At 72.2% G+C, this 18,197-nt stretch carries 18 protein-coding genes; 12 read left to right on the forward strand and 6 right to left on the reverse strand.

From position 1 onward, the window contains the following. Nucleotides 1-21: 21 nt before the first annotated feature. On the forward strand, nt 22-1,425 hold the full coding sequence (locus ACYVKX_RS08775; RefSeq protein WP_460830833.1) for a WS/DGAT/MGAT family O-acyltransferase: 1,404 nt from the start codon (nt 22-24) through the stop codon (nt 1,423-1,425). Between the two features lie 215 nt (nt 1,426-1,640). Here the strand turns inward: ACYVKX_RS08775 and ACYVKX_RS08780 are convergent, their stop codons facing one another. Beyond that, nucleotides 1,641-2,801 carry a site-specific DNA-methyltransferase gene (locus ACYVKX_RS08780; protein WP_460830838.1) on the reverse strand — a complete coding sequence of 387 codons (1,161 nt, stop codon included), beginning with the start codon at nt 2,799-2,801 and terminating at the stop codon, nt 1,641-1,643. A 54-nt stretch (nt 2,802-2,855) separates the two neighbouring features. Between ACYVKX_RS08780 and ACYVKX_RS08785 the strand changes: the two genes are divergently transcribed. Together ACYVKX_RS08785 and ACYVKX_RS08790 are read left to right on the forward strand one after the other, a co-directional pair. Then, nucleotides 2,856-4,145 carry a phosphodiester glycosidase family protein gene (locus tag ACYVKX_RS08785; RefSeq protein WP_460830841.1) on the forward strand — a complete coding sequence of 430 codons (1,290 nt, stop codon included), beginning with the start codon at nt 2,856-2,858 and terminating at the stop codon, nt 4,143-4,145. Nucleotides 4,146-4,165: 20 nt separating this feature from the next. After that, entirely contained in the window at nt 4,166-4,735 is a 570-nt protein-coding gene (locus ACYVKX_RS08790; protein WP_460830845.1) for a mismatch-specific DNA-glycosylase, read from the forward strand. Here the strand turns inward: ACYVKX_RS08790 and ACYVKX_RS08795 are convergent. Continuing rightward, nucleotides 4,659-5,336, reverse strand: a complete 678-nt coding sequence (locus ACYVKX_RS08795; RefSeq protein WP_460830849.1) for a hypothetical protein — start codon at nt 5,334-5,336, stop codon at nt 4,659-4,661. The genes ACYVKX_RS08790 and ACYVKX_RS08795 overlap by 77 nt on opposite strands. Nucleotides 5,337-5,380: 44 nt before the next feature. Continuing rightward, on the reverse strand, nt 5,381-6,640 hold the full coding sequence (locus ACYVKX_RS08800; protein WP_460830854.1) for a glucose-1-phosphate adenylyltransferase: 1,260 nt from the start codon (nt 6,638-6,640) through the stop codon (nt 5,381-5,383). 53 nt (nt 6,641-6,693) lie between these two features. Here ACYVKX_RS08800 and glgA point away from each other — a divergent pair, with 53 nt between their 5' ends. After that, nucleotides 6,694-7,881, forward strand: coding sequence for a glycogen synthase (glgA, locus tag ACYVKX_RS08805; protein WP_460830858.1), 1,188 nt, complete (start codon nt 6,694-6,696; stop codon nt 7,879-7,881). Nucleotides 7,882-7,994: 113 nt separating this feature from the next. On the opposite strand, the gene ACYVKX_RS08810 is transcribed toward glgA, so the two are convergent. Continuing rightward, a complete protein-coding gene (locus tag ACYVKX_RS08810) occupies nt 7,995-8,729 on the reverse strand; it encodes a maleate cis-trans isomerase family protein (protein WP_460830863.1) in 735 nt (244 codons plus the stop codon). A 222-nt stretch (nt 8,730-8,951) separates the two neighbouring features. Here ACYVKX_RS08810 and ACYVKX_RS08815 point away from each other — a divergent pair, with 222 nt between their 5' ends. From ACYVKX_RS08815 to ACYVKX_RS08825, 3 genes are all read left to right on the forward strand, one after another. Further along, a complete protein-coding gene (locus ACYVKX_RS08815) occupies nt 8,952-10,346 on the forward strand; it encodes an amidase (protein WP_460830867.1) in 1,395 nt (464 codons plus the stop codon). A 220-nt stretch (nt 10,347-10,566) separates the two neighbouring features. Next, nucleotides 10,567-11,223 (forward strand): hypothetical protein, encoded by a 657-nt coding sequence (locus tag ACYVKX_RS08820; protein ID WP_460830871.1) that lies wholly within the window; start codon nt 10,567-10,569, stop codon nt 11,221-11,223. 45 nt (nt 11,224-11,268) lie between these two features. Next, complete coding sequence (locus ACYVKX_RS08825) at nt 11,269-11,955, forward strand: hypothetical protein (RefSeq protein WP_460830874.1); 687 nt, start codon at nt 11,269-11,271, stop codon at nt 11,953-11,955. Here the strand turns inward: ACYVKX_RS08825 and ACYVKX_RS08830 are convergent. Both ACYVKX_RS08830 and ACYVKX_RS08835 read right to left on the reverse strand, forming a co-directional pair. Then, on the reverse strand, nt 11,948-13,303 hold the full coding sequence (locus tag ACYVKX_RS08830; protein WP_460830877.1) for a GntP family permease: 1,356 nt from the start codon (nt 13,301-13,303) through the stop codon (nt 11,948-11,950). The genes ACYVKX_RS08825 and ACYVKX_RS08830 overlap by 8 nt on opposite strands. Then, nucleotides 13,303-13,803 carry a gluconokinase gene (locus ACYVKX_RS08835; RefSeq protein WP_460830881.1) on the reverse strand — a complete coding sequence of 167 codons (501 nt, stop codon included), beginning with the start codon at nt 13,801-13,803 and terminating at the stop codon, nt 13,303-13,305. Before ACYVKX_RS08835 ends, ACYVKX_RS08830 begins: the two co-directional genes overlap by 1 nt. Nucleotides 13,804-13,923: 120 nt before the next feature. On the opposite strand from ACYVKX_RS08835, the gene ACYVKX_RS08840 reads away from it, so the two are divergent. The 5 genes from ACYVKX_RS08840 (at nt 13,924) to ACYVKX_RS08860 (ending at nt 18,190) form a co-directional block, all read left to right on the forward strand. Next, nucleotides 13,924-15,078 (forward strand): acyl-CoA dehydrogenase family protein, encoded by a 1,155-nt coding sequence (locus ACYVKX_RS08840; RefSeq protein ID WP_460830883.1) that lies wholly within the window; start codon nt 13,924-13,926, stop codon nt 15,076-15,078. Between the two features lie 9 nt (nt 15,079-15,087). Beyond that, a complete protein-coding gene (locus ACYVKX_RS08845; RefSeq protein ID WP_460830886.1) occupies nt 15,088-16,224 on the forward strand; it encodes an acyl-CoA dehydrogenase family protein in 1,137 nt (378 codons plus the stop codon). Between the two features lie 61 nt (nt 16,225-16,285). Beyond that, nucleotides 16,286-16,594 (forward strand): WXG100 family type VII secretion target, encoded by a 309-nt coding sequence (locus ACYVKX_RS08850; RefSeq protein ID WP_460830888.1) that lies wholly within the window; start codon nt 16,286-16,288, stop codon nt 16,592-16,594. Beyond that, nucleotides 16,594-16,884 carry a WXG100 family type VII secretion target gene (locus ACYVKX_RS08855; protein ID WP_460830889.1) on the forward strand — a complete coding sequence of 97 codons (291 nt, stop codon included), beginning with the start codon at nt 16,594-16,596 and terminating at the stop codon, nt 16,882-16,884. Before ACYVKX_RS08850 ends, ACYVKX_RS08855 begins: the two co-directional genes overlap by 1 nt. 298 nt (nt 16,885-17,182) lie before the next feature. Then, the gene (locus tag ACYVKX_RS08860) at nt 17,183-18,190 is read left to right on the forward strand and encodes an RNase A-like domain-containing protein (protein WP_460830891.1); all 1,008 of its coding nucleotides are present in this window, start codon (nt 17,183-17,185) and stop codon (nt 18,188-18,190) included. The last annotated feature ends 7 nt before the right edge of the window (nt 18,191-18,197 follow it).

The following is an 18,197-nucleotide window of genomic DNA, read 5'->3' on the forward strand; positions in this document are numbered from 1 at the left end:
GACCGGCCACACTCGGCTGCCATGGTGTCCCTCATCGACCCGACGGCGACCGGGTTCCTGCTCGCGGAGAACCGCAGCATGCCGATGCACGTCGGTGGGCTCCAGCTCTTCGAGAGGCCGGAGGGCGCGGGCCGCGACTACGCGCGGCAGATGTTCGAGGCGATGCGCGACGTCGAGGAGGTCGCGCCGCTGTTCCTCAAGCGTCCGCACCGGTCGCTGTCGACCGCCGGGCAGCTCGTCTGGGTCGAGGACGAGCAGTTCGACATCGAGCACCACGTGCGGCACAACGCGCTGCCGAGGCCGGGCCGGGTCCGCGAGCTGCTCGACCTCGCCGGCCGGCTGCACAGCACCCGGCTGGCCTGGGAGCGGCCGCTGTGGGAGGCACACGTCATCGAGGGCCTGCGCGACCGCCGGGTCGCGCTCTACACGAAGACCCACCACGCGCTGGTCGACGGCGTCTCCGCGATGCGGCTGCTCCAGAGCGTGCTCAGCACCGACGCCGACCGCCGCGACATGCCGGCGCCCTGGGACGCCCGCACCCGCGAGGACCGATCGAGCCACGGCTCCGGGCTCGCCGAGCTGCCCGCCCAGGCGCTGCGCTCCGCGCTCGGCATCGCGGCCGAGGCGGCGGGGCTGCCCGGCGCGCTGGTCCGCACCCTCAACAGGAGCGTGCGGAACGAGACCTCGGCGATCTCGCTCCACGCCCCGCGCACGATCTTCAACCGCACCATCACCGGGTCGCGGCGGTTCGCCGCCCAGGACTGGCCGATCGAGCGGCTGCGCGCGATCGGCAAGGCGACGGGTACGACGATCAACGACGTCGTGCTCGCGATGTGCTCGGGCGCGGTGCGGACCTACCTCGCGGAGCTGGACGCCCTGCCCGACGCTCCCCTCGTCGCGATGGTGCCGGTCGGCCTCAAGGCCAGGCAGTCGGCGACCGCCTCGACCGAGGGCGGCAACGCGATCGGGGCGGTGATGTGTCAGCTCGGCACCCACCTCGACGACCCGGCCGACCGGCTCGCGGCGATCCACCGCTCGATGAAGGACGGCAAGGAGGCGCTGTCCGGCATGACGCCCGCGCAGATCCTCGCGATGAGCGCGCTGGGCCAGGCGCCGGCCATCGTGGCGCCGATGCTGAAGCTGCAGGGCATCGTGCGACCGCCGTACAACCTGGTCATCAGCAACGTGCCCGGCCCGCGCACCACGCACTACTGGAACGGCGCGAAGATGGTCGGCACCTATCCGCTGTCGATCCCGATCAACGGCATGGCGCTCAACATCACCTGCACGTCCTACGACGGGAGGATGGGCTTCGGCCTGATCGGCTGCCGCCGCACCGTGCCGCACCTCCAGCGGCTGCTGGTCCACCTCGACGACGAGGTCGCCGCGATGGAGCGGGCCGCCGGGGTCTCGGCACGCGATTGAACCTCGGATCGACGGGTCGGGGCGCTCGCTGGCGCCACCGTCATCGACAACCGTGAGTACGCTGCCAGGCACAGCCGATGCCGCACGGTCCACAGGTGGCAGCCGCAGCCCATGCGAGTGAGGTCCCGTTGAGCTCGATCTACTGGAAGCTACAGCCTCGCCGCATTCCTCGCGTGCCTGGGCATGTGGCTCTTCATCGAGCGGCGCCATCGGGCCTAGCGCTCCTCCAGCCCGCCGCCGACGGTGTCGGCGACGGCGCGCAGCCGGGCGCGGGTGACGTCGGCGACGGTGAGCAGCCCGGCGGTGTGGGCGTTGGAGCCGGGGCGGGTCGGCTCGGCGGAGTTCACGCTGATGCACCGGCGGGTGCCGCCGTCGGCGGCGTTCTGGAGCGCGACCGCGTGGCCCGTCGTACCGCTGCCCGCGAAGAAGTCGAGCACCACCGCGTCGGCGGGCATGGTGCCGAGGATGCGCCGCACCAGGCCGGTGGGCTTGGGCGACTCGAAGACGTGGCCGACCAGGTCCTTGAGCTCCTGGACCGCGGTGTCGGTCGAGCCGACCTCCTCGGCGAGCCAGATGGTGCGCAGCTTCTTGCGGCGCCCCCCGGGGACGGCGGGGTGGAGCCAGTCGCGCTGGAAGACGTCGACCCGCTCCCCCAGCCGGCCGTTGACCCGCCGGCAGACCAGGTCATCGGGGCGCTCGTCGATGCGCGGGCGGCTCCACCGCCACACCGCGGGCCGCCCGTCGCCGAAGACCGGCCCGACCTCGACCGCGCCCTCGAACGGCGTCGTCGACACCCGCCCGCTGTCCGGGTCGCCCCACACCGTGAAGTGCAGCGTCCGCGCGGTCGCCGGGTTGAACTTCTTGTTGGTGTTGCGCAGCGGCAGGTGCCGGTAACGCCGGCCATCCGGCGCCGTCAGCGGGAAGTCGCGCTCGTCGACGTGGTCGGGCGACGCCGCGTCGAGGACGGTACGGCGGGCGTCGCGTGCGTACACGAGCAGGTACTCGTGGCTCGTGGCGAAGCCCCGCCCGAGCTGGCGGCCCTTGGGGTTGAGGTTGACCACGATCTGCGCGAGGAAGCTCTCCTCGCCGTACACCTCGTCCAGGAGCAGCCGCAGATGCGCGACCTCGTGGTCGTCGATGCTCACGAAGATCGCGCCGGTGTCGCGCAGCACCTCGCGCGCGGCCTGCAGCCGGGGCCGCATCATCGCCACCCAGGCGGCGTGACCGGGGAAGGCGTCGCGGTAGGCGAAGTCGTTGCCGGTGTTGTAGGGCGGGTCGATGTAGATGAGGTCCACGGGCCTCCCCAGGATCTCGGGGAGCGTGGGTAGCACGTCGAGGTTGTCGCCCTCCACGAAGGTGTTCCACGCCCGCGCCACGCGCCGACCCTAACGTCCGGGATTCGCAGGGGTGGTCGGCTTAGCCTTGAACAGGTGCGCATCCGACTCAGAGGTTCCGCCGGTAGGGGGCGCGCAGCAGGCGATCACCTGCTGGCGGGACCTCTTACCCTCTCGGCCGGCCTGACCGTATGCGTCCTGCTCGCAGCGGCGCCGGCTCTCGCCGGTGGCTCCGCCGACCCCGGACCGTCCCGGGAGAGCCAGCCGCGAGTCCTGCGCCCGCAGCACTCCTCCGGCGGCGAGCAGGGCACCTACGCCCTCCCGTTCGCGGCCGGGCGCACCACCACGGCCGGCCAGGTCAGCTGGCAGGTCGCGCCGGGCGTCACGTACACGCGTTGGAGCCAGACCGACGCGCGCGGCCCGATCCGCGCGCACCTGCTGACGATCGACCCGAGCACGCCGGGGCTGACCGTCGACTACGCGAGCATGGGGGCGGTACGCCGGGTGGCGACCGTCGCCGACATCTTGGCCAGGGACAAGGCGGTCGCCGGCGTCAACGGCGACTTCTACGACATCGGCAGCACGGGCGCGCCGCTGGGCCTCGGCAGGGACCGCGAGCTCGGTCTGCTGCACGCCCGGCAGGAGGGCTGGAACAAGGCGTTCTACATCGACCGCCGCGGCCGCGCCGACATCGGCGACCTGCCGATGACCGCCAGGATCCTGTGGCGTCCCGAGCTGAGCGTCACCAACCTGAACTCGCCGTTCGTCGCACCGGGCGGCATCGGCATCTACACCCCGCGCTGGGGGCGTACGGCGGGCTACCGGGTCACCCAGGGCCAGCGCACCAAGGTCCGCGAGGTCGTCGTGCGCAAGGGGCGGGTGGTCCACAACCGCGGCCGGATCAGCGTCGGCGAGAAGATCCCCGGCCTGGTGCTCGTCGGCCGCGGGAGCAGCGCGGTCGAGCTGCGCCGCCAGCTGCCGGTCGGCAAGCGGGTCAAGGTGGAGTTCTCGCTGGCGGGCCGGCCGAGGATGGCGATCAGCGGCAACAGCTTCCTCGTGAACGACGGCATCATCCGCGCGGTCGACGACCGTCAGATGCACCCGCGTACGGCGGTCGGCGTGGACCACGACACCGGCGAGGTGCTGCTGCTCGTGATCGACGGGCGCAGCAGCCGCAGCCGCGGCTACACGATGGTCGAGCTGGCGAACCTGATGGTCGACCTGGGCGCCGACGAGGCGGTCAACCTCGACGGCGGCGGCTCCTCGACGATGGTCGGCCGCAACCGGCAGGGCACGATGGCCGTGCTCAACACCCCGTCCGATGGCTTCCAGCGCCGGGTCGCGAACGCGATCTCGATCCGCTACCGCGCGCCGGCCGATGGCTGACCTCGTGGCAGGCTGACGCCGTGGCCCGCTTCACCCGCGCCGAGCTCGAGTCCTACCGCGACGACGAGGTGCCCGACCTGCTCGGACCCGACGTCCGGCTGCTGTTCGTCGGCATCAACCCCGGCCTCTGGACCGCGGCGACGCAGACGCACTTCGCGCATCCGGCGAACCGGTTCTACCCCGCACTGCTGCTGGCCGGGATCATCGCCGAGCCGATCAGCCCGTCGGACGGCATGACCGACGCCGACCGCGACCGGCTGCGCGCCCGGGGCATCGGCATCACCAACCTGGTACGCCGGGCGACGGCTCGCGCCTCGGAGCTCAGCGGCGAGGAGCTGCGCGCCGGCGGACGGGAGCTGGCGGCGACGGTCCGGCGGGTCCGGCCCAAGGTCGTGGCGGTCGCGGGCATCACGGCGTACCGGACCGCCTTCGGGGTGCGCACGGCGGTGCCGGGCCTGCAGCCGGAGCCGCTCGAGGGAGCGCAGGTGTGGGTGGTGCCGAACCCGAGCGGGCTCAACGCCCACGAGACCGTGACGACCCTCGCGGCGGCGTACGCCGAGGCGGCGCGGGCGGCCGGAGTGGTGCCGTAGGGGCGGCACAGGCCGCGATGCCGGCCTCGAGCAGGTCCCGCAGCCGGCCGTCGGTCTCGGCGCCGGGCGCCGCGTTGATCACGACGCCCTCGACCGCGCAGCGGGCCATGGTCGGCGCGCAGCGCTCGGCGTAGGCGTGCTCGTGGATCCGGTCGCGCAGCGCGAGTCGCTCCACCCACGCGACCGCGCCCGGCACCAGCTCGAGGGCCGCGTGCGCCTGCCGCCGGACCTCCTCGTCCGGGCACAGCTGCTCGGCGCGGAGCAGCCCGGCCGCCAGCACCCGCTGGGTCGTCTCGGGCATCGCGAGCAGCTGGCGGCTCGCGACGGCGACCGAGAGCGTGAACCAGGTGAGCTCGTCGCCGCGCCGGCCGACCACGGACGGGATCAGCGGCGTCAGCCACCGGCGGCCCTCGTCGGTCGTCAGGTCGTTGACCTGGCGGGCGAGCTGGGCGAGCAGCGGATGGGTGCAGGCCGGATGGTCGCTCCACCGCTCGCCGGCCAGCACCGACGCCAGCTCCATGAAGCAGGCGCCCCGCTTCGGCGTACGGTGCCTGCCTCGGGAGAGGACCGGCATCCCGTCGGGCAGAGTCGATGTGCGCATCGCGACCTCCTCCTGTCGAGGATGCGCCTCCCCCCGGTCGGATATCAACCGCCTCGTCGATCGGGGAAGGACTGGTCCTTCCCGAGCACGGTCAGCCCGTCCTCGACGAGGAAGCCGCGCGCCCGGTCGGCCGCCGGGTCGACGCCGACCTCCGCACCCGCCGGGACGACGACGAACTTGTCCAGGATCGCGTTGCGGACCACGGCTCCGGCGCCGACGTGCACGCCGTTCATCAGCACCGCGCCGGTGACCTCCGCCCCGGCGTCCACGCGTACGGCGGGCGAGAGCACCGAGCGCCGTACGGACCCGCCGGTCACCACCACGCCGGGCGAGAGCACCGCCTCGTCGACGGTCGCCGGCTCTCCCGCGGCGCCCTGCACGAGCTTGGCCGGCGGCTGCGGGCCGTAGGAGGTGTAGATCGGCCAGTCGAAGTTGTAGAGGTTGAAGACCGGCAGCGGCGAGACCACGTCGAGGTGTGCGGCGAAGTAGGAGCCGAGCGTCCCGACGTCGCGCCAGTAGTCGCGGTCGCGCGCGGTCGAGCCGGCGACGTCGTTGTCCCTGAAGTCGTAGACGCCGGCCTGCTGGCGGCGCACGAACGCCGGCACGACGTCGCCGCCCATGTCGTGCTTGGAGCCGATCTCGGTGGCGTCGCGGGTGACCGCCTCCACCAGCGCGTCGGCGTCGAACACGTAGTTGCCCATCGACGCGAGCACCTCGCCGGGGCTGTCCGGCAGGCCCACCGGGTCGGTCGGCTTCTCGAGGAACTCCCGGATCCTCCTCGGATCCTCGGGGTGCACGTCGATCACGCCGAACTGGTCCGCGAGCTCGATCGGCTGCCGGATCGCGGCCACCGTGCAGGCCGCGCCGCTGTCGACGTGGGCCCGCACCATCTGCGAGAAGTCCATCCGGTAGACGTGGTCGGCGCCCACCACGACCACGATGTCCGGCTTCTCGTCGCGGACCAGGTTGAGCGACTGGTAGATCGCATCGGCGCTGCCGAGGTACCAGTGCTTGCCCACCCGCTGCTGCGCCGGCACCGGCGTCACGTAGTTGCCGAGCATCGTCGACATCCGCCAGGTCTGCGTCACGTGCCGGTCCAGGCTGTGCGACTTGTACTGGGTCAGCACGACCACCTGGAGGTAGCCGCTGTTGACCACGTTCGACAGCGCGAAGTCGATCAGCCGGTAGATCCCGGCGAACGGCACCGCCGGCTTCGCGCGGTCCGCGGTCAGCGGCATCAGGCGCTTGCCCTCCCCTCCCGCGAGGACGATCGCGAGGACCTTCTTCCGGGAGCTGAGCGCCATGCGCCCAACGTAGTGGGGTCTCGACGGGCTCGACCACCGGTAGGTTCGGCGGCGTGCGAGTCGACGTGCTGTCCCGCGAGTACCCACCCGAGGTGTACGGCGGCGCCGGGGTGCACGTCGCCGAGCTGGTCCGGGCACTGCGGGCCCGGCCCGACGTGGTCGCTCGGGTGCACGCCTTCGGCGCCGTGCGCGACGAGACCCTCACGTCGTCGTACCCCGACCTGGCGGAGCTGTCGGGGGCGAACGCCGCCCTGCGCACGCTCGGGGTCGACCTGACCATCGCCGCGGGGTGCGCCGGCACCGACCTGGTGCACTCGCACACCTGGTACGCGAACCTCGCCGGCCACCTCGCCGCACTGCTGTACGGCGTGCCGCACGTCGTCTCCGCCCACTCGCTCGAGCCGCTGCGGCCGTGGAAGGCCGAGCAGCTCGGCGGCGGGTACGCCATCTCGTCGTGGGTCGAGAGGACCTCCTACGAGGCGGCCGCCGCGGTCATCGCGGTCTCGGCCGCGATGCGCGACGACGTGCTGGCGTCGTACCCCGCCGTCGACCCGGCGCGCGTGCACGTCGTGCACAACGGCATCGACACCGACGACTGGGCTCCGTCGGTGGACCCGGACCGCGTGCGGTCGTGGGGGGTGGATCCGGACCGGCCCTCGGTGGTCTTCGTCGGCCGGATCACCCGGCAGAAGGGGCTGCCGCTGTTCCTGCGCGCCTGCGCCGCGCTGCCTGCGGACGTGCAGATCGTGCTCTGCGCCGGTGCCCCGGACACTCCGGAGATCATGGCCGAGGTGGAGGGTCTCGTGGCGTCCCTTCGGGCGTCCCGGTCCGGCGTCGTGTGGATCCCCTCGATGCTGCCACGGGCCGACGTGGTCGCGCTGCTGAGCGCCGCGACGGCGTTCGCCTGCCCCTCGATCTACGAGCCGCTCGGCATCGTGAACCTCGAGGCGATGGCCTGCGAGACCGCCGTCGTCGCCACCGCCACCGGCGGCATCCCCGAGGTCGTCGTCGACGGCTCGACGGGGGTGCTGGTGCCGATCGCGCAGGCGGCCGACGGCACCGGCACGCCCCTCGACCCGGACCGGTACGTCGCCGACTTCGCCGCCGCCCTCACCTCGGTCGTGTCGGATCCTTCTCTCGCTGTCGCCATGGGCCGCGCGGGACGCGAGCGCGCGATCGCGTCGTTCTCCTGGGACGCCATCGCCGAGCGCACGGTCGAGGTCTACCGCTCGGTGCTGTGACTGCGCCGGTGGTTGAGGTGCGAGCGAAGCAAGCCTCGAGCCTCCGAACCACCGTGTGCTCGGCTCCACGATCCTGCGGTGAAACGACCCGGTCGCCCGTCGCCTGCTGCCGGTCACGGCGCGGTCCAGCCACCGCGCACGCGCTCGAGCAGCACGCCGTACCCAGGCACCGCCTCGGGCACGTTGCACGCACTGAGCACCAGCCACAGGAGGGCCTGGTTGCTGGTGACTACCGGCCGACCGGTACGTCGCTCGATCACCTCGATCACATCGGCGGTCTGGGTTCCGGCACAAGAGATGAGCACCGCGTCCGCCTGCGACAGGTCGAGCCTGTCCGCGAGCTCGATCCAGGTCCCGGGCGGGACCGAGCCTTGCTCGACCGGCGTGGCGCACGACGGTCCACCGCGGTCGACGACCTGGAACCCGTGCTCACGGAGGTAGGCCGCCTCGGCGTTGGTGACCTCGGCCGGGTACGGGTCGAGGAGCCCGACCCGCACCACGTCGAGACTCGCGAGCGCGGCCAGCACCGCCTCGATCGTGGTAACGCAGGGAATCCCACCGGTGGCCCCGGCGACCCTGCGGCGGATCTCGTCGGGGCCAGCGAGCATGCTGGCGGCGGTGCAGTTGAACGCGACCAGATCCACCGCGGCGTCCGCGAGCAGGGCAGCGGCCAGCTCCACGCCATCGACCATGGCGCGGTCGTCGGCGAGGCCGGTGCGGGTAAAAGACACCCGGGTCGTGACGAACTGGACCCCCTCCGGTGCCATCAGCTGGATCTCGTGGTCGCAGATGCCGCCGGAGGGGTAGAGGTGCCCCACCCGAGCTCTTGTCCCGAAGCCGATGCTCATGCCGTGCTCGCCTCCCTGTCGCGCGGGCACGGTAGACCCCCGGTCCGGCACCCGGGCGGGTCTGGTTCCGATGAGCAGACCGCCGACTCCGGTGTGTCGCAGCTCGGGTCTCATCCCAGCAGACTGTTCCGCTGAACGGTCCAGCACGAGACGCCGACCGGCAGTTCGAGCGCCATGCTCCTCACCACTGGGCCCAGACCCGGTGGAGGGAGATGGGGTGAGGTGCAGGTCTCAGGAGAACCCCACGACGACGTCCCATCGGCGACCCACACGCTCGAGCGGCTCCGCTCTGGCGAGTGGTCTGCCGTCTCTGTCGCAGAGGACTGCCTACGCCGGCTCGCGCAGCACAACAGCCGGCTCAACGCGGTCGTAGCCCACGACCCCGAGTTGGTGCTGGCGCAGGCTCGCGAGGCGGATGTTCGGCGGGCCCGCGGAGAGGAAGCCCCCCTCCTCGGGGTGCCGGTGTCGGTCAAGGACAGCCTCGACGCCGCGGGCCTGCCCGCGGTCTGCGGCTCCTGGGCCAGGCGAGGAAACGTCCCTGCGGTCGACGCGACGGCGGTCGGGCGGCTCCGGGACGCAGGTGCAGTCATCCTCGGCAAGACGAACACCCCGGAGCTGTGCGCGGCCTACGAGACCGACAACGCGGTGTACGGGCGGACCAGCAACCCGCACGACCCCGAGCGCACCAGCGGTGGGTCGTCGGGCGGTGAGGCCGTCGCCGTGAGCACCGGCATGTCCCTGCTCGGCCTCGGCTCCGACGGCGGCGGGTCGATCCGGGTCCCTGCGCACTACTGCGGGGTCTTCGGCCTTCGCCCGACGGCCGGGCGGGTGCCCGAGACCGGACAGTGGCCTGCGTCGCGCGCCTCCGGCATGGGTGACATGTACTGCCTGGGCCCCCTCGCGCGCAGCGCCACCGACCTCGCGCTACTGCTCGAGGTGATCTCTGGGCCGGACTGGGTGGACCCCTATGCGGTGCCCGTCCCGCTCCGCGACTGGCGCTCAGTGGAGGTCGGCTCTCTGCGGGTCGGGGTCTGGTGTAGCGACGGAGTCGTTGACGCGACCACCGAGACCGTCGGCGCGGTGCGCAGCGCGGCCGACCACCTGGCCGCGGCGGGCGCCATGGTCGAGGAGGTCTCGGGGCCGGACACGACCGAGGCGACCGAGTTGTTCTTCCTGGCCACGGGAGGAGCGGGGGGTGCCGACTTCCTGGAGCTGGTGGCGGACTGCGGTGATCACCACGAGCCCACGTTCGCGGCGTTCCTCGATGCGATGACTGTCCGGGACACCACAAGCATGGAGTGGTTCGACATCCAGCGCCGATTCTTCGACTTCCGGTCCCGCCTCCGGGCCTGGATCCGGGACTTCGACGTCGTCCTCACCCCGGTCGTGAGTGGCCCGGCTCCCCGGCACGGGGAACCTCCTGCCGGCGTGCCCCACGATGAGTACCCTCTTTACCGGGCCTTCAACTTCACCCACACATGTTCGGTGGCAGGTTTGCCGGCCGGCGTCGCTCCTGTGGCCGTGGCCGACGGTCTCCCGATCGGCGTGCAGATCATCGCGAGCCCGTGGCGGGAGGACGTGGTGATCGCCGCGGCGCACCAGCTCGAGCGCGCCTGAGAAGCCCAGGACTCGGCTGTCGTGTTGCCGTCACGGACGTACCCGGAGGAGGTCGTCGGAGCGGAGCGGCTTCATCTCCAGGGCGACGGCTTCGACGTGATGGAGGTGCGCGGGATAGAGACCAGGATCCAGGTCGCCGAGAACATCGCCGAGAACGTCGAGCTCATCGACGTCCCGGTGCCTACCAGCAAACCCTGCCGTGCCGACGCGAGGAGATGCGATGCCCGACCCCAGCCAGCAGGTTCTCTGCCTCACCGAAGGTGACGAGCTCCACTCCACTGCCGCACTGGCATCGCTGGGGAATCGTCTGCAGACGGCCTGTCCGGACGTCGGCGTCACGCGCCTCTCGTCCCTCCTCCTGAGCGCGGGCCCCATGCGGGTGCTCGGCTCGATCATGCGTAAGGAGGAACCTCCCGTCGACCTCCCCGCTGCACTGCTCATCGTCTCGACCAGGCCCGGTCGCGCCGCGGAGGTCCGCGGTGCACTGGCAACGACGGGTCTGGCGACCTGGACGGTCACTACCTTCCCCCTCCTCGAGTCCACTGGCGAGATGGGGGCAGACGGCGTCTGCAAGGTGGTCCTGGCACACCGGCGCCCCGGGATGAGCCGCCAGGACTTCAGGACCCACTACCTGGACCAGCATGTGCCACTGGTGCTGCGCCTGGGGCCGCTTTTCGTGGACTACCAGGTCAGTTTCACCGACGACGGCGGCCCGTGGGACTCGGTGACCCTACAGCGGTTCATCGATGGCGACACCTGGGCAGAGCACGACCGGCAGATCCTGGAAGAGAAGCCTGCTGTGGTTGCGGACCTCGAGGAGTTTCTCGGGCCGTCGGTCGAGCTCTCGAGCTACGGGCAGATCCAGCTCGACGCGTGAGGACGGGACCACCGACGAGGACGTCGTGCCGCTACCGTCTGCCGGGTGAGCAAGAACATGTTCCTGTTGTGGGGCGACGACCTCGCGAGCCGCCTCCACGACAGCGCCCTGCACGCCGACCTCCGAGACGCCGGCGTACGCCGGCTCCAGGTCAACGCCGACGACGAGCCGGTGGCGGCCGCGCTGCGGATCCCGCACCTCGACCGGCCGGTGCGGGCGATCGTGAGCACCTGGGACGCCGACCCCGCCGCCGTGGCCAGCATCCTGAAGGCGGTCGGCACCGTGCACGGGTACGCCGTGGACGAGCGCCGCCGCCTCGACCCGCCGGAGACCTGGGACGGCACGCGCGCGGACGCGCTGAGCAACGTCGCGATCCTCCGACGCCCCACCGACCTCGACCGCGAGGAGTGGATCCGGCGCTGGATGGTCGAGCACACCCCGATCGCGATCCGGACCCAGGCGACGTTCGGCTACGTGCAGAACATCGTCGCCGGCCCCACGACCGAGGGCGCACCGCGGATCGACGCGCTGGTCGAGGAGCTGTTCCCGAGCGTGGGCATCACCGACATGCACGCGTTCTACGGCAGCGGCGGCGACGACGCCGAGCTGAACCGCCGGCTCACCGAGCTGATGGCGAGCGTCGCGCGGATCGGCGCCGACCGCGACCTCGACCTGGTCCCGACCAGCCGCTACCTCTACGACCTCGCCGGACACCAGGACACGGCTAGATGAAGATCCCGAGGAACAGCACGACGACCAGGCCGGAGACCGACAGCACGGTCTCCATGATCGACCAGGTCTTGACGGTCTGACCGACGCTCATCCCGAAGTACTCCTTGACCAGCCAGAAGCCCGCGTCGTTCACGTGCGAGAAGAACAGCGAGCCGGCGCCGACCGCGAGCACGACCAGCGACACCTCGCCGGAGGACATGCCCTCGACCAGCCCGATCATCAGCGACGAGGCGGTGATCGTCGCGACCGTGGCCGAGCCCGTCGCCAGCCGGATCAGTACGGCGATCACCCAGGCGAGCAGCAGCACGGAGACGTTCCCGTCCTTGGCCCAGTCGGCCAGCAGCGTCCCGATGCCGGTGTCGATGAGCACCTGCTTGAAGCCGCCACCCGCGGCGACGATGAGCAGGATCCCGGCGATCGGGCCAAGCGAGCCGCCGACGGTGCCGGAGATCGTGGAGCGGTCCATGCCGGTGCCGACGCCGAAGGTCCACATCGCGACCAGCACCGCGATGAGCAGCGCGACGAACGGGTTGCCGAGCACGTCCCCGACCTGCTGCACGACGTTCTCCGGGTCGTCGATCACGATGTCGACCACGGCCTTGCCGAGCATGAGCACCACCGGCAGCAGCACGGTCGCCATGGTGACGCCGAACGACGGGCGCGCGGACTCGTCGCGGTCCGGCGTGTCCCAGGTGTCCGGCGCCTCGAGCACCACCCAGCGGCCGGCGAGGGCGCCGAACAGCGGCCCCGCGACGACGATCGTCGGCACCGCGACCAGGAGCCCGAGGCCGAGCGTGAGGCCCAGGTCGGCGCCGAGGTAGTCGATCGCGGTGACCGGTCCCGGGTGCGGCGGCACGAAGCCGTGCATCGCCGAGAGTCCGGCCAGGGCCGGGATGCCGACGGTGATCAGGGAGACCTGCGCCCGCCGGGAGACCAGGTAGATCACCGGCATCAGCAGCACCAGGCCGATCTCGAAGAACATCGGCAGCCCGATGATCGCGCCGACCGCGGCCATCGCCCACGGCAGCATCCGCGCCGAGGCGCGGCCGACGATCGTGTCGACGATCTGGTCGGCGCCGCCGGAGTCGGCGAGCAGCTTGGCGAACATCGCGCCGAGCGCGATCAGCGCGCCCACCCCGGCCGCGGTGCTGCCGAAGCCGGAGGTGAACGACGCCAGCACGTCGTTGACGTTCTCGCCGGCGACGATGCCGACGGTCAGGCCGCCCAGGATGAGCGCGAGGAACGGGTGCAGCTTGAGGATCGTGATCAGTACGACGATCAGCGCGATCGCGACGAGTGCCGCGACGATCAGCTGCCAGCCGGGGGCGACCGGGTCGACGACGTCCATCAGCGGTCCTCGTTCGATGTCATGCGGTCCACGTACCCCTGCACGATCGCATCGACACTCTGGTCCACGTCGATGACGATCCCGTCCTCGTCGGGCGCGAGCGGCTCGAGCGTCGCGAACTGCGAGGTCAGCAGCGACGCCGGCATGAAGTGCCCGGGCCGGCTCGCCTGGCGGCGTTCGATCACCTCGCGGCTGCCCTCGAGCAGGAGGAACCGGACGCCGGGCGCGTGCTGGCGCAACTGGTCGCGGTACTTCCGCTTCAGCGCCGAGCAGCCCATCACGCCGCCGTCCTCGTGGACGGCCAGCCACTCCCCGACCAGTTCCAGCCACGGATACCGGTCGCTGTCGTCGAGCGGCTCGCCGCGGCTCATCTTCGCGATGTTGGCGGACGGGTGCAGGTCGTCGGCGTCCTCGAACGGCACCCGCAGCCGCTGCGCGATCGCGGCGCCGACCGTCGACTTGCCCGAGCCCGAGACACCCATGACGACGAGGGGAGGCATGCGGTCAGGGTACGACGAGGGCGCGGCCGGCCGGTCCGCGGAGCCCGCGACGGCGCACCGGCGTACCGGCCGGTAGGTTGACGGCGTACCCCACCATCCAGGGCGAACCAGGGAGGCCCGATGCAGCTGGCGCTGTCGGCGGAGGACGCGGAGTTCCGCGACGAGATGCGGGAGTTCTTCACCACGAGGATCCCCCAGGAGATCCGGGACGCGGTGCGCGACCGGCGCGAGCTCACCAAGGAGCAGCTCGTCGAGAGCATGCAGGTGATGAACGCCGCCGGACTGGCCGTCCCGAACTGGCCGGTCGAGTGGGGCGGCCGGGACTGGAGCCCGCTGCGCCGCCACATCTGGCACGAGGAGATGCAGCGCGCGTTCGTGCCGGTGCCGCTGGCCTTCAACGCCGGGATGATCGGCCCGGTGATCGCGCAGTTCGGCTCGCAGGAGATGAAGGAGAGGTTCCTGCCGGCGACCGCGAACATCGACATCTGGTGGTCGCAGGGCTTCTCCGAGCCCGACGCCGGCTCCGACCTCGCGTCGCTGAAGACCCGCGCGGTCCGCGACGGCGACGAGTACGTCGTCAACGGCCAGAAGACCTGGACCACGCTGGGGCAGTACGGCGACTGGATCTTCACCCTCGTGCGCACCGACCCCGAGGCCAAGAAGCAGGCCGGCATCTCGATGCTGCTCATCGACATGACGTCCCCCGGCGTGGAGGTCCGCCCGATCGAGCTGATCGACGGCGGCCACGAGGTCAACGAGGTCTGGTTCACCGACGTGCGCGTGCCGCTGGAGAACCTCGTCGGCGAGGAGAACCGCGCCTGGGACTACGCCAAGTTCCTCCTCGGCAACGAGCGCGTCGGCGTCGCGCCGGTCGGCGCCACCAAGCGGGTGCTCGCGCAGGCCAAGGAGTACGCCGGCTCGCAGCTGGAGGATCCGCTGCTGGCCGCCCGCTTCGTCGAGCTCGAGAACGAGCTGCTCGCCCTCGAGCTCACCGCCCTCCGCGTCGTCGCGCACTCCGCCGACGGCAAGCCGCACCCGGCCTCGTCGGTCCTCAAGCTCAAGGGCACCGAGCTCCAGCAGGCGGTCACCGAGCTGGTCGTCGACGTCGCCGGCCCGGCCTCGCTGTCCTCGGGCGCCGGCGACGATCGGTCCGACCTGCCCTGGTGGACGCGGCGCTCGACGCCGGTCTACCTGAACTTCCGCAAGGCCTCGATCTACGGCGGCTCCAACGAGGTGCAGCGCCAGATCATCGCCCGCACGATCCTGGGACTCTGAGGGGGATTCATGGACTTCACCTACGACGAGGAGCAGCAGGCGCTGCGGGAGGCCGTGCGCGGGCTCGTGGGCAAGGCGTACTCCGACTTCGAGAACCGCCGCCGCGCGGTCGCCGACGATCCGGGCTTCAGTGAGCAGGTGTGGCAGCAGCTCGCCGAGATGGGCGTGCTGGGGCTGCCGTTCGAGGAGCGGTACGGCGGCATGGGCGCCGGTGCGATCGAGGTCGGCATCGTGGCCCAGGAGCTGGGCCGGGTGCTGGCGCCCGAGCCGTTCCTGACCTCGGTGGCGCTCGCCGGCGGGCTGGTCGCCGCGGCCGGGTCGGAGGAGCAGAAGGCCGAGCTGCTCGGCGCGCTGTCCGCGGGCGAGTCGGTGCTCGCCTTCGCGCACGCCGAGCCGGGCTCGCGCTGGTCGGCGTCGGCCTCCTCGGTGACCGCCTCCTCGTCCGGTGACGGGTGGACGCTCTCCGGCGTCAAGGAGCCGGTCGTCCAGGGCGCCAGGGCCGACGTGCTGATCGTCAGCGCGGCGCTCGAGGACGGCGGCACCGGGCTGTTCGTCGTGTCCGACCCGTCCGGGGTGCGCCGCGACGGCTACGCCACCCATGACGGCGGCCGGGCGGCCCGCGTCGCGTTCGACGCGACGACCGCCGTACCTCTGGGCGAGGGAGGGGACGCCGAGGCCGTGATCGCCGGCGTGCTCGACATCGCGCGGGTGGTCGCGTGCAACGAGGCGGTCGGCCTGATGGAGGTCGCGCTCGAGCAGACCTCGGCGTACCTGAAGAGCCGCAAGCAGTTCGGCGTCACGCTCAACACCTTCCAGGCGCTGACCTTCCGGGCCGCGGACATGTACGTGTCGCTCGAGCTCGCGAGGAGCATCGCGACCTGGGCGACGATGGTGCTCGCCGCCGGCGGGTCGGACCTGCCGGCGGCGGCCGCGCGGGCGTCGCTCCAGGTGAGCCGGGCCGGGCGGCACATCGGCCAGGAGGCGATCCAGCTGCACGGCGGCATCGGCATGACGGCGGAGTACTCCATCGGGTCGTACACCAGCCGCCTCACCGCGCTCGACCACCTGCTCGGCGACGGCGGGTTCCACCTGGCCGCGCTGGCGGCCGGCGTGGCGTCGTACGACGAGGTCGACCCGCTGCCCTGACTTATCCACAGATGCGCGATGCCCGGTGTCGGACCCGTCCGGCGCCGGGCATCGTCGCGTCATGGGCACCCTGAGCGCTGACCACGCGGCCTTCCGCATCGCGGTGGCCGACCTCTCCGAGGCCGCCGAGCGGCTGCGCGCGGACCGGGACCGCGCCAGCCGCTCGGTCGACGGGCTGCTCGGCTCGTGGCGGGGCACCGCCGCCTCGGCGTACGCCGAGGGCTGGACGGAGTGGTGCCGGGGTGCCGACCGGGTGCTCGACGGGCTGTCCACCATGAGCCGGCTGCTCGCCGCGGTCGACACCGACCTGACCGACACCGACGGCACGTCCGGAGACGCGCTGGCCCGGCTCGCGGGACGGCTCGGCTGATGTTCGACGTCGACCTGGACGAGCTGCTGGCCACCGTCGACGACCTGGCCGGCTGCGGCGCCGCGCTGGACTCCCTCCTCGACGAGGTCGCCCGGCGGGTCGCGGCGCTGCACGCCACCTGGAGCGGCCGGGCCGCGGTCGCCCAGGCAGCCGCGCAGGCGGAGTGGGAGGCCGGGTTCGCCGGGATGCGCGACGGGCTCGCCGACATGCGCGCCACCGCCACCACCGCCCACGGCAACTACTCCGACGCCGCCGGCACGAACATGCGGATGTGGGGGCAGGTGCGGTGAGGCTGCTGGTCGAGGGCGCCGGCTATCGGTCGGCGGCGGAGGCGTTCGTGACGGGCAACCGGCAGGCGGCGCGGGCCGCGGCCACGCTGTCCGCCGAGCTCTCCGGGTATGCCGGGATGGCCGGTGACGACGCGTCCGCGGCCGAGTTCGCGGCGGCCTACGACCCGGCAGCAGCCGACGCGGTCGGGGCGCTGGGTGAGGCGATGGCCGGGTTCGGGGCGCTGGCCCGGCTGAGCGACGCCTCGCTGCGCAACCACGCCCGGGCCGAGCAGGCCTCCACCCTGCGCACACCACCGGATTGCCGGGCTGGGGACTGCCGGGCTGGGCCAACGCCGTCCTCGACCTGCTCGAGAGCGTCGCCTGGCCAGACGCCGACACCGACCGGCTGCGCGCCGCCGCCACCACCTGGCGCACGGCGGCGGTCGCGGTGGGGCTGCTGGCCGGCCCGTGCGAGACCGCGCTCGACGAGCTCGCCCTCGAGGTCTCCCCCGAGATCCCCCTCGCCGTCGCGACCACCCGGACCCTGCGTGACCGGCTCGCTTCCCTGGCCGACCAGCTCGGCGTCCTCGCCGAGTCCTGCGAGTCCTACGCCGTCCAGGTCGAGGCCACCCGTGCCCAGATGCTCGACGTGCTCGAGGACCTCGCCTGGGAGCTCGGCATCGGCGCCGTGATCTCCGGTGGGCTCACCTTCCTCACCGGGGGCGCCGCCGCCGGGCCGGCCGGTGCCGCGGGCGCGGCCCGCCTGGCCGCCGCCACCACCCGACTGCGTAGCCTGCTCGCCACCCTGGCGACCACCACCCGCGGCACCGCCACCACCCTCCGACCCGCCAGCACGGCACTGCGCGACACCCGGGCCTACCTGGCGATGTTGTCCGCCGCCCGCACCGAACGCGGCAGCGCGAGCCTGGGATCCTTCTTCGCGCGGAGCCCGAAGGGGTTGCTCTCCAGGTACGAGGGCGCCGCAGGCGGACACACGCTGAGCCGACATGTGGGCCGATCGCCTGAGTGGCTGCACGCGCGAGTTCTCGACCATCCGACAGCCCGGTTCGCCTCGGCCTTTCGGGACGAGGATGTCGCCGAACGCGCCGTGTACGCCGTCATGCGCACGCACCGTTTCGAGATCGAGGCCTGGCTCAACGGTCGCAACCGGCAACTCGTCCTCAACGAGCGTCACCGGGAGGTCCTGGGCATCGCCGTGGACAAGGCCGGCAACGTCCTGGAGTCGTCCGGCGCGCGCGTGGTTCTTGCGCGACGGGCGAACATGCCGGAGGGTTTTGTTGTCCGAACCGCGTATCCAACGCCGTAGGTGGTGA

Source organism: Nocardioides hungaricus, assembly GCF_054782915.1.